Source organism: Roseateles sp. YR242, assembly GCF_900109745.1.
Classification (GTDB): domain Bacteria; phylum Pseudomonadota; class Gammaproteobacteria; order Burkholderiales; family Burkholderiaceae_C; genus Roseateles.
The window spans coordinates 191,036-201,966 of the sequence record NZ_FOAV01000011.1 but is presented as its reverse complement, the minus strand read 5'-3'; the positions used below and the strand labels follow the sequence as shown (position 1 = coordinate 201,966).

The following is a 10,931-nucleotide window of genomic DNA, read 5'->3' as shown; positions in this document are numbered from 1 at the left end:
AGCTCCGCCTGGGCGAAAAACGCGCTGGCCAGCTTCAAGATCTCGTTGGCCTTGCGCAGCTCCCGCACCTCGCGTTCAAGGTCCTTCACGCGCTGGGCCTCGCTGCTCGTCACGCCCTCACGCACGCCAGCGTCCACCTCCGCGCGCTTGACCCATTCGTTCAGCGTCTGCGGTACGCAGCCAATCTTGGGCGCGATGGACTCAATGGCCGCCCACAGCGACGGGTATTCCCCTCGGTGCTCCTGCACCATCCTCACGGCACGCTCACGCACCTCGGGTGAGAACTTGTTCGACTTGCTCATGGCTCAATCCTCTCAGAGTGTTGAGCCTCCTCAAAATCCGGGGCGATTCAAGAAGGCCAAAGCAATCTGGTTCTGGGAAGTCAAATGAAGCGTTCGATCTATGCGGTCCTTGCCGCCATAGCTTCGGTAGTCATCACGTACTACCTGCTTCGCTTCGTCTGGCAGTGGTACGAGCCGAACTACGTGAAGTCCGACTCCGACATCAGCGACTTCATGATCGCGGGCTTGGCGATTCAAGCCATCTGCATGATCGGCACTGGGATTGCGACGTACAAACTGACCGGCCGCCGCAATCAATAGACGAAAAAAGAGTGCAGATCGTCAGACCTTGAACTCGCCCCTGTTCCGGCCCTGAGCGTCATAGTCAGCGAGCCACCGGGCTGCGCGCCCACGGCCGCTCCAAGTGTTCTCAGGATTCGCAGGATCACGGTACATCACAGGTGCTGCACCAGAAGGCTTGTTTAGCGTGCACAGAATGCGGTGGCTTTGCCGGTGCTGATTCTTACGAATGCGCTGCTCTACCAACTGAGCTACATCGGCCTACCTGTGAGCGTGAACCCTCAGGAAGACCGCGACTAAACAGACCTTTTTGGGCCCCTTCAAGCCACCCATGCAAACTGTGGCGCGACCTACTCGTCGCAATCCAGGTTCTGCTTCACCTTCGAAAGCAGCGCCTGCAATTGCGCCTGCTCCTGCTGGCTCAGCCCCTCCACCGCGTTGACCGCCAGATGCCGGGACGCCCGCTTGATTTCCTGCTGCATCGCAGCGCCCTGCTCGCTCAGGTGCAGTCGCACCTGACGCCGGTCTTGCGCATCCGCTTCCGCCGTCAGCAGCCCGCGCTCCCGCAGCCCCTTGATCAGCCGCGCCAGTTGCGCCTTGTCCCGCCCGCTGTGCTGCGCCAGGTCGCTCTGTGTGGCGCCCGGGTTGCGGTGGAAGAACCCCAACACCTTGCCATCCATGTGCGTGATGTCGTGCGGGCCGTCCTTGAGCACGCGGAACTGCCGCGCGCGGTACTGATGCATCACCGCATGGATCAGCTCCAGGACATCGTCTTCACGGTCCTTCGCCCGGTCCTTGCTCGCATCCTTGCCCATGCCCCTACCGTCAGTGGTGTTGGTTGACATTGTCAATCGAAATCGGAATGATGGATGACATTGTCAACGAAGCAGAAGAACCCCGCAATGACTGAATCCGCCAACGGCAGCCGAGTGCGCCGTGTCCGCCATGAACTCAAGCGCCGCGAATTGACCGTGGTGAGCGTCGAATCCATCACCCCCCACATGCGCCGTGTCACGCTGACCGGTGATTCCCTGGAGGACTTCATCAGTGCCTCCTTCGACGACCACGTGAAGCTGTTCTTCCCCACTGGCGGCGACGCGCCAGCCATGCGGGACTACACCCCGCGTGAGTACAGCAACGCCGATCGCCGCCTGGTGATCGAGTTCGCGCAGCATGGCGACGGCCCGGCGGCTGAATGGTCAGCCCAGGCCCAGCCCGGCCAGACGCTCGCCATCGGCGGCCCGCGCGGCTCGTTCATCATCCCCACGGACTACCAGTGGCATCTGCTCGCCGGTGACGAAACCGCGCTGCCCGCCATCGCGCGGCGTCTGGAGGAACTGCCGGCCGGCGCCCGCACCATCGTGCTGCTGAACGTGGACGCGGCGGACCGCCGCGAGCTCAAGACGCAAGCCGCCGTGGAGCTGCACTGGCTGGACAGCAACGAAGCCCTGCTGGACGCCGCCCGCGCGCTCTCACTGCCGGCAGGGGAAGGCTATGCCTGGTGCGCTGGTGAAGCCCTCACCATGGCCACGCTGCGCAAGATCCTGGTGGACGAGAAAGGGCACGACCGCCATGCCATCCGTGCCGCCGCCTACTGGAAGCGCGGCGCCGCCAGTCACCACGAGAACCTGGAATAAGCCTGCTCCCACGGATGTCGTTGGCGCTGCGGATGCTGCCGAGGGCCATGGCACACTCCCCCTCGCCAAGGAGGGGCCTCCTGAGGCACTGCAGGGTGCAATGACCGGAGGTGATGGTGGTGGGTTCGGTGATTTCGGATGTAATGAACGGCGCGGCCTGGCGCAAGGCCTGGCGGGTACTGCTGGTGGCCGCGCTGGTGTGCATCAGTTGGCTGGCCTTCACGCCCAACCCGCCGCCTGCGGCCGACCTGGGCTGGGACAAGGCCAACCACTTCGCCGCCTTCGGCACCCTCGCCTTCCTCGGCATGCAGTGCCTGCAAGCCGGTGGCCGGCGCGCCTGGTGGGTGCTGGCAGGGCTGCTGGCCTACGGCGTCCTGATCGAACTGGTGCAGTCCCGGATCCCCGGCCGGGATGCAGATGCCCGAGACGTGGTGGCCGACATGATCGGCGCCGGCGTGGGCCTGGTGGTCCACACGGTCGTCGTTCGCGTGCTGGCGCGGCTGCTGCCCGCCTTGAACCCGGTCATGCCTCGCTGACCCAGCTGTCAGCAACATCCCGGCGGGACATCGCGATGGCCACCGCCTGCGCCCGGTTGCTGGCGCCCAACTTGCGCAGAATCTTGCGCACGTGATTCTTCACGGTGAACATGCTGATGCCCAGCTGCACCGCGATGCCCTCATTGCTCAGGCCCGCACGCAGGCCCTCCACGATCTGCTGCTCACGCGGCGTCACCAGGGGGGCACCCGCGCGCGCTGCAGCCGCTGGCCCGCGTGCCACCGTCCGTGCCCGCCGCCAGGTGGCATGCAACATGGGGGTGAGCAACTCAAACTGCTGCACCTGCTCAGCTGTCCACCTGTCGCCCGCCAGCAGGAAGAGGCTGTCCGGCCGCTCGCCCTCGCCCCCCACGCCGTGGACCAGCACGCTGCGCAAACCCGCTTCCAGCAGCGGATAAAACAACGCGGACTCATCGGTGGCCACCAGCAGGGCACGGCGGCCCGGGGCCCACCGCCGCATCAGATGCAGCCACAGGCCGTGTTCGGGTGACTCCAGTTGTCCCTGCAGCGGGCCCGGCACGGCCTTCAGGTTGAACATCTGCGCCGTCAGGCGGGCCGCCGGATGGGCTGCACCGAGGCACACCATCACCTGATGCGGCAGCAGCGGCTGCAGCCGGCTCTGGCTCCAGACGAAGAACTGCGCGGGCGTCATGGGCTGGCGCGCACTCCAGAGCGACTCCATCAGCCGATCCACCAGCAGGCGGTCCTGCAGCCAGTCGGGTGGCGGGCCGTCGGCCCGGTCGCCGGTGGCCCGGTCGGGGAGACGTTCGGAAAACAGTGGAAGCAGCGACATGATGGATGCATGAGCCGTGGTCGGCGCAGCCTGCCTGCGCAGCATGACGCGGCGATGAAGCTTTCGCCAGAACTGTCAACAGCGCGGAACTTCGCGGACCTTGAAGCGCTGCCGCGCGGTGCCCTCCCGCAGGAACTGCGCTTGCCCTTGCTGACACTGGATGGCAGCTTAGGCTGTCAACTGGCCTTTCGAGGGTGGCACTCGGCAGGCGGGTTGATGCCAAATCGGCTACCGTAGAAACGCGGTCTGCCCCCACGGGCCGCAGGAGTTGCTTGCATGCCGGATCCTGATTTGCCGCCGCCGCAGCGGCGTGATCTCGTGCGCCGTTTTGACGCGGTGCGTAGACATACCCTGGCCCTGGTGGAGACACTCTCCCCGGAGGACCAGGCCGCCCAGTCCATGCCGGATGCGAGCCCGGCCAAATGGCATCAGGCGCATACCACCTGGTTTTTCGAGGCCATGCTGCTGCGGCCCCACCTGCCCGGGTACCAGCCACTGGACGAGAGCTACCACTACCTCTTCAACTCGTATTACGAAGGCCTGGGGCCACGTCATCCACGCCCCCAGCGGGGGCTGCTGACCCGGCCCTCGCTGGATCAGGTGCGGGCGTACCGCCAGCACGTGGAGCAGCACATGCATCGCCTCATGGCCGATGTCAGCGATGCCCTGTGGCCAGAGGTGGCACGTACGGTGGAGCTGGGGCTGCAGCATGAGCAACAGCACCAGGAACTGATCCTGACGGATGCGCTGCACCTGCTGTCCAGCCATCCCTGGCGACCGGCATTGCTGGCGCACCCGTCCGCCACCACGCCCCCAACGCCGATGGAATGGCGACGCCACGATGGCGGCCTGGTCGAGATCGGCCATGCAGGCAGCGGCAGCGGCTTTGCCTTCGACAACGAAGGGCCGCGCCATCGAGAGTGGCTGGAGCCCTTCGAGATCGGGAACCGGCTGGTGAGCTGCGCAGAGTTCCTGCGCTTCATCGAGGCCGGCGGTTATCGGGAGGCCCGTTGGTGGCTCTCTGAAGGCTGGGCCACTGTGCAGACGCAGCAGTGGCAGGCGCCGCCGTACTGGCTTCAGGACGACCACGGCCACTGGTCCGTTTTCGGCTTGCAGGGCGTGCAGCCGCTGGACCCCGCCGCGCCCGTGATGCAGCTGAGCTTTTACGAGGCGGCCGCCTACGCGGAATGGGCCGGTGCGCGCCTGCCCAGCGAAGCCGAATGGGAAGCCGCCATCGCGCTACCTGGCATGCAGCAGCTGTGGGACCAGGCCTGGCAATGGACCCGATCGGCCTACCACCCCTACCCCGGCTTTCGTCCGCTGGACGGCGCCGCTTCCGAATACAACGGCAAGTTCATGGTGGGACAACTGGTGCTGCGCGGCGGCAGCCTCGCCACACCACCGGGTCACACCCGCCCCACTTACCGCAACTTCTTTCCGCCCGGCGCGCGCTGGCAGTTCAGTGGCCTGCGCCTGGCGCGGGATGCCGGCGCTGCTGCTGGCGGCACCCATCCCACCTCTCAACGCACTTCGGAGACCGCCGCATGAGCAGTTTCGCCGACGATCTCCACGCCGCGCTGGCCGGCCCCGACCACAGCATCTCGCCCAAGTATTTCTACGACGCCAAGGGCTCCGGCCTGTTCGAGCAGATCTGCGATTTGCCGGAGTACTACCCCACCCGCACGGAGCTGGGTCTGCTGAAGCGGCACGCGGCGGAACTTGCCGGCCGCATGGGCCCACAGGCCCAACTCATCGAATACGGCGCCGGCGCGCTGGTGAAGGTGCGCCTGTTGCTGGAGCACCTGCCGGACAGCCACAGCTTCGTGCCGGTGGACATCTCCGGGCCGCATCTGCTGGGAGCCTGTGAGGCGCTGCAGCGCGACTTTCCAACCCTGCGCATCACGCCGGTGGTCGCCGACTTCACCCGGGCGCACCGGCTCCCCACAGCCCCGGCCCATGGGCGGCGGATCGGTTTTTTCCCGGGCTCCAGCATCGGCAATTTCACGCCGGACGAGGCGCTGCGTTTTCTGCGCCTGTTGCGCGAAGAGCTGAATGGCGGTGCGCTGGTGATTGGCGCGGACCTGATCAAGGAACCGGCGGTATTGCATGCGGCCTACAACGATGCCGCCGGCATTACTGCGCGCTTCAACCTGAACCTGCTGCATCACGCCCAACGCGAGCTGGGGCTGGAGTTCAACGCGCAGGGGTTTGACCACTACGCCTTCTATGAACCCCGGCAGCACCGCATTGAAATGCATCTGCTGCCGCGCGGTGTGCAGGAACTGCAGCTACAGGGGCGCCGTTACCAGCTTTCACCGGGGCAGAGCCTGCATACCGAAAATTCCTACAAGTACAGCGTCGAGGGTTTCCAGGCGCTGGCGCGGGAGGCCGGCTTCAAACCTGACGGCTGCTGGACCGACGACCAACACTGGTTCAGCCTGCACTGGCTAACGGCCTGAGCCAGGCGGCTCAGCGCTGTCACGGCCGCAAGGGGGACGGCAGACAGCCCCCCTCCGGCAGGTCAGTCGTTGAGGCCGTAGCCGTAGACGTCGGCCAGGCGGCGCAGCAGTTCGGGCTCTTCGCTCTTCTTGAAGAAGTAAGGGAACAGCGTACGGCTACGTCCGCCTTCGTTCATGGTGCCCCCCAGGCGCTTGAGCTGCTGGATCCCGTCCTGCACCGACAGGCTCATCAGCACGGCCGGCGCCCCCACCCCGCGGTGAAGCCGCTCATCGCCATGGGTCTTGAATTCCAGCATGCGCTGATAGAAGGCCTTATGGCGCGGATTCACCTCGATCAGCAGGTGATTGGCCTTCCAGTGATGGAACGCGTGCAGGTAAGCAAAGTGGAAGAGGCTGGCCAGCACCAACTTGGACGGTGAATCCGGCTCGGCCGCCAGTCGCGTGAATTCACACAGCTGCCAGCCCTGGCGGCGCATGCGGCCCAGCTCGTCCGTGAAGCTCTGGTCGGCCCCGAGAACACCTGCATCACGGCGCATACCCAGCGTGGAGACCAGGCGTCCTTCCCAATAGGCCCCCAAGGTCACATCCGCCGGGCGTGTGAGCTTGTAGCCCCGGGAGGCATACCGACGTTCCATCAGATCCAAACCCGCATCGTCCATCAACGCACGGATTTCCAGGCGCCCCATCTCCGTGTCGCGGAAATGCAGGTGGACGGAATCAGAGCGAAGGAACGCGATTTGCCGTGAGATTGGCTGGAAGGCCTGCAAAGGACTTGCAGGGCTATCCAGCTCAATGCTCAAACCAGGCGCTTCATCGCTCATTCCCAACTCCAGACTCATCGGTTATGGAGGCAAAGTCTAGGCGCCACCCAAAGTAATAGTTCCGGCCGCTACGATAGTTAACAATTGCAACGAGTGGCTTACGCGCCTGTAACCCGTGAAGGGGGCGGGTCAATCCCCCATTGACGAGCACCCCCGCGAATGGGGGAGCTGTGTTGCAGAGTGCCCACCAACCTTGGATCGCCCGCCACGCCTCGCTTTGGGGCATGGGCGGTGGTTCTCCTGCATGTGAAATGCCTGCTGCAAAATTGCGCACTGCATCAGTTCGTCATGCGGAAAGGCCGACCAGAGCTGTCCCCTTTTTTACGGAAACAACCTTGATACAAGTGGGGGGATAAGCCGGGATACGAACCGATTTCGTCCGTAGCGGGGGTTAGTCGGTCGTCAAATGAACGGTTGTGCGGCCAACGCCTCCAGACGCTGACCTGCGAGGCGGAGCGTTCCCTCCACCCGGCTATCGGCCCATCGGGCGATGGACTGCACATCGAACAAATCGGTCAATTCACGGCTGCTCACTGCCTGGGCGGGCAGTTCACCTTGCTCCAGCGACTGGCGCACCATCTCTTGCAGCGAACCCTGACCTTGTCGAACACGCTGGATCAATGCCTGCACGACCGCATCCGTGCGCGGCCGTCCCAGGCGCGGGGTGAGCAGCAACTCGAGCCGCTCGCTGGCCACCAGGCCCAGTTGGGCGTCCACATTGGCGCGCATGCGTGTAGTTCTTACATCGGGTGCGGTCAGGGCGCGGCCCAGTGCAAGAAGGGCGCCATGGGTCTGGCCCATCAGGCTGCTCCATTCCGCCAATTCCGCGGGCCATTGGCCCAGGCCACGTTCATGCGCCTGAGCCATGCAGCCCAATAGCGCCGCCACGCGGTGCGGCGCCCGCTGTGTGGCCGCCAGGGCCTGCTGCGCGGCAATGGGGTTGTGCTTGTGGGGCAAGGCGATACAGCTGCCGCGCGTGTCCGTCGGCGCTTCCACGATTTCGTCTACTTCGGGCTGCGCGAGCAGTGCCAGGTCCTGCGCCAGCTTGCCCAGGCTGCCGCACAGCACGCCCAGTTCCGTAGCCAACCGGATCCAGCGGTCGCGCTGGGTGTGCCAGCACATGTCGGCCACTGGCAGGGCCAGGTCCTCGGACAACAGGCGGCTGACCTGGTCGGCGTCCGTGCCCAGGCTTTCGAGCGTGCCGACCGGCCCGCCCAATTGCAGACGAAGCGCCTCGCGCGCATGGCCTCGCAGCGCTTCGGCGCTGCGCACCAGCGGCATCAGCCAGTTCATGATCTTGAAGCGCAGGCTGATGACCTGGGCCGGCTGCATCAAGGTGCGGCCCAGCATGGGCACGGCGTCATGCTGCCGGGCCAGCTCCAGGAGCTGACCGCACAAGGCCTGCAGGTCGTCGTCCATGATGCGCAGCGCCTCACGCGTGCACAGCACCATGGCAGTGTCGACGATGTCCTGCGCGCAGGCGTTGCGGTGCACGTAGACGGCGGCGCCAGGGTCGAAGAGCGCCACGGTTTCACGCAGGCGCTGCACCGTGGGCATGGCCAAGCTGCCGGCCGCAGGTGCGGCCGCCAGCAGCGACGGCACGTCATACAACTCGGCGCGACAGAGGCTGACAATGGCCTGCGCCGCCGAGGGAGGCATGAGCCCCGCCTTGGCTTGCGCGCGCACCAGCGCCGCCTCCACGTCCATCATGGACTGCACCACCGCCGCCGGTGAAAACACCGCCTCCATTGCGGGGGTAGACAAGAACACTTCAAACAGCATTTCTGATGACCTCTTACGGGTCTGTGAATGCTATCGAGCATGGGGAATTGTTGCCCTCATGTAAACCCCGGCTCGCAGGGGCCTGGGTTGAGGGTCGCACGACTTTTGGGGGGAGGCCCGGGGGGGGCGTGTTGGAGCGACCCGCTGACTGGGGGCCGCTCCTGCCCGAAGCTTCAGCGCTGAAGCTTCGAGGCTGGGTGCATCAGGACTGTGCCTGGTACTGCGTCGCCAGGCGGGACATGTGGCCCAGCGAGATGCGATGCATGGTGACCAGCTCCAGCAGACCGTTGCGGTGCAGTTCAGCCACCTTGGCGTCGGGCAGTTCGGCCAGCGCCTTTTCGTTGATGGTCATGAAGCCGTCCACGTCCAGCTTTTCGCCGTTGGGCAGCGTCGCCTCGAAGCGCATGTCCTGCAGCAGGTTCAGGTCTTGCAGGATCTCGCAGGCCTGACGGGTTCGGTCCGCCTCGCGTTCGAATTCCTCGCAGAAGTTCTTCGCGTTCAGCAGCAGCGGCGACGCTTCACCCTTTTCGTCGAACAACGGGGCACCGTCGGTGTCGCCCAGGCCGTCCCAGGCGCTGTCCACACACAGGACCATGTTGTCGCCATCATCCATACGCGCCATGGCGAAGGGGTAACGGCGAACGTAGGCGGGCAGGTAGCGGGCGGTCCACTGGCTGTCCTTGACGAACAGGTTGCTGCCCTGCTTCAGACCGAACACGGCCAACGGCGCCACGGCCTGGCGCTGGCCTTCCACGGCCGCGCCCACGCGCACGAACACCACGGGGAATTCCTTGCAGGCGTCCGCGAATTCAGCGACAGCCAGGAACAGGGAGTTCAGGCCGGTGATGCGGTCCAGGGCCGACTTCTCGGTGCTCAGTTTCAGCTTGGCGTGCTGGGTACGGTCCAGCGGGACCAGGTTGCCATACATCGGGGGGTTGCTCATTCCATTACTCCATCTTCGGCCAGCCTCGAGACCAGCACCTTGTCCACACGTTTGCCGTCGAGGTCGACCACTTCGAACCTCCACGCTTCCCACTCCACCACATCCGCCGTGCGCGGCAAGCGCCCCAGCAGCAGCATCACCATGCCAGCCAGGGTGTTGTAGCGCCCACGGTCCTCCTCGGGCAGTTCCTTCAGATCCAGGCGGTCCTTGAGCTCGGTGACGGGGATCAGGCCATCCATCAGCCAGCTGCCATCCTCGCGTTTCACCGCCCAGGAATCCTCACCATCGGACGAATCGAACTCACCGGCAATGGCCTCCAGGACGTCGCGCATGGCGACCACACCCTGCACTTCGCCATATTCGTCCACCACAAACGCCAATGGCGTCTCCGTGCCCCGCATGTGCGCCAGCAGTTCCATGCCAGACAGCGTTTCAGGCACAAAAACCGGCGCATCCAGGCCCTGGGCCAGGTCCAGCGACTCCCCGGCCAGCGCACGGGCCAGCAGCCCCTGCGCACTCATCACGCCCAGCACGTCGTGCAGGCCACCCCGGCAGACGGGATAACGGCTGTAGCCATGGGCGCGCAGGATCTGCAGCACCTGTTCGGGGCGGTCAGTGACGTCCAGCCAGGCGATTTCCGCGCGGGGGATCATCATCGAACCGATCTGCCGATCGTCCAGGCGGAACACGTTGCGCACCATCTGGTGCTCGTGTTCCTCGATGACGCCCGCATCGCGGCCTTCTTCCAGGCTGGCGGCAATTTCTTCTTCCGTCACCGACCGGTTGGCGCGGCCGCCCAGCCCCAGCAGCCGCAGCGTGGCCTCGGTGCAAAAGCTCAGCAGCTTCACGAAGGGGCGCGCCACCAGGGAGATGATCTCCATGGGCGGCGCCACCAGGCGTGCGACCGTTTCCGGGAACATCTGGCCCAGGCGCTTGGGCACCAGTTCGCCAAAGATGATGGTCAGGAAGGTCAGTACCACCACCACGAGTGCGGTGGCGGTGATGTCCGCAACCTTTTCGCTCAGGGGGAAGCTGGCGCGCAACACCTCGGCCAGCGGGCCGGAGAAGGCGGCTTCACCCACGATGCCGTTCAACACACCGATGGAGGTGATGCCGATCTGCACCGTGGAGAGGAATTTGGTGGGGTTCTCATGCAGATGCATGGCGGCCTGCGCCCCGGATTCACCGCTTTCGACCATCACCTGCAACCGCGCCTTCCGGGAGGCCGTGAGGGCCATCTCCGACATCGCGAACAAGCCGTTGATAAAGATGAGGAAGAGAACTAGGGCAGTATCCATTGATAGCGCGGACCCGGTACAAACCCTGAGTCGCGCCCAAAACACAAGGCCCGCAAGGTTAGC

The 10,931-nt window shown here is 65.1% G+C and carries 13 protein-coding genes; 5 read left to right on the top strand and 8 right to left on the bottom strand.

The genetic code is table 11. From position 1 onward, the window contains the following. Positions 1-302, bottom strand: a 302-nt coding sequence (locus BMY53_RS19340) for a transposase (RefSeq protein ID WP_143074018.1), incomplete at its 3' end; no start/stop codon positions are given. 84 nt (positions 303-386) lie between these two features. Between BMY53_RS19340 and BMY53_RS19335 the strand changes: the two genes are divergently transcribed. Further along, positions 387-602, top strand: a complete 216-nt coding sequence (locus tag BMY53_RS19335; protein ID WP_092948125.1) for a hypothetical protein — start codon at positions 387-389, stop codon at positions 600-602. Positions 603-623: 21 nt separating this feature from the next. On the opposite strand, the gene BMY53_RS26500 is transcribed toward BMY53_RS19335, so the two are convergent. Then, positions 624-737, bottom strand: a complete 114-nt coding sequence (locus tag BMY53_RS26500) for an H-NS family nucleoid-associated regulatory protein (protein WP_404947892.1) — start codon at positions 735-737, stop codon at positions 624-626. 194 nt (positions 738-931) lie between these two features. Further along, positions 932-1,426, bottom strand: a complete 495-nt coding sequence (locus BMY53_RS19325; RefSeq protein WP_255370287.1) for a MarR family winged helix-turn-helix transcriptional regulator — start codon at positions 1,424-1,426, stop codon at positions 932-934. A gap of 57 nt (positions 1,427-1,483) precedes the next feature. On the opposite strand from BMY53_RS19325, the gene BMY53_RS19320 reads away from it, so the two are divergent. Beyond that, positions 1,484-2,218 carry a siderophore-interacting protein gene (locus BMY53_RS19320; protein ID WP_092948122.1) on the top strand — a complete coding sequence of 245 codons (735 nt, stop codon included), beginning with the start codon at positions 1,484-1,486 and terminating at the stop codon, positions 2,216-2,218. A gap of 113 nt (positions 2,219-2,331) precedes the next feature. Further along, the gene (locus tag BMY53_RS19315) at positions 2,332-2,754 is read left to right on the top strand and encodes a VanZ family protein (RefSeq protein WP_255370286.1); all 423 of its coding nucleotides are present in this window, start codon (positions 2,332-2,334) and stop codon (positions 2,752-2,754) included. Here BMY53_RS19315 and BMY53_RS19310 read toward each other — a convergent pair. After that, positions 2,741-3,565, bottom strand: a complete 825-nt coding sequence (locus BMY53_RS19310) for a helix-turn-helix transcriptional regulator (RefSeq protein WP_177200962.1) — start codon at positions 3,563-3,565, stop codon at positions 2,741-2,743. The genes BMY53_RS19315 and BMY53_RS19310 overlap by 14 nt on opposite strands. A 276-nt stretch (positions 3,566-3,841) precedes the next feature. Between BMY53_RS19310 and egtB the strand changes: the two genes are divergently transcribed. Both egtB and egtD read left to right on the top strand, forming a co-directional pair. Next, complete coding sequence (gene egtB, locus BMY53_RS19305) at positions 3,842-5,113, top strand: ergothioneine biosynthesis protein EgtB (RefSeq protein ID WP_092948120.1); 1,272 nt, start codon at positions 3,842-3,844, stop codon at positions 5,111-5,113. Beyond that, on the top strand, positions 5,110-6,024 hold the full coding sequence (egtD, locus tag BMY53_RS19300) for an L-histidine N(alpha)-methyltransferase (RefSeq protein WP_092948119.1): 915 nt from the start codon (positions 5,110-5,112) through the stop codon (positions 6,022-6,024). Before egtB ends, egtD begins: the two co-directional genes overlap by 4 nt. Before the next feature lie 62 nt (positions 6,025-6,086). Here the strand turns inward: egtD and BMY53_RS19295 are convergent, their stop codons facing one another. From BMY53_RS19295 to BMY53_RS19280, 4 genes are all read right to left on the bottom strand, one after another. Then, entirely contained in the window at positions 6,087-6,710 is a 624-nt protein-coding gene (locus BMY53_RS19295; protein WP_143074149.1) for an N-acyl amino acid synthase FeeM domain-containing protein, read from the bottom strand. 537 nt (positions 6,711-7,247) lie between these two features. Beyond that, the gene (locus BMY53_RS19290) at positions 7,248-8,609 is read right to left on the bottom strand and encodes a lyase family protein (protein ID WP_177200961.1); all 1,362 of its coding nucleotides are present in this window, start codon (positions 8,607-8,609) and stop codon (positions 7,248-7,250) included. Between the two features lie 220 nt (positions 8,610-8,829). Continuing rightward, a complete protein-coding gene (locus BMY53_RS19285; protein WP_092948116.1) occupies positions 8,830-9,570 on the bottom strand; it encodes a SapC family protein in 741 nt (246 codons plus the stop codon). Continuing rightward, positions 9,567-10,868, bottom strand: coding sequence for a hemolysin family protein (locus tag BMY53_RS19280; protein ID WP_092948115.1), 1,302 nt, complete (start codon positions 10,866-10,868; stop codon positions 9,567-9,569). Before BMY53_RS19280 ends, BMY53_RS19285 begins: the two co-directional genes overlap by 4 nt. Positions 10,869-10,931: the final 63 nt, after the last annotated feature.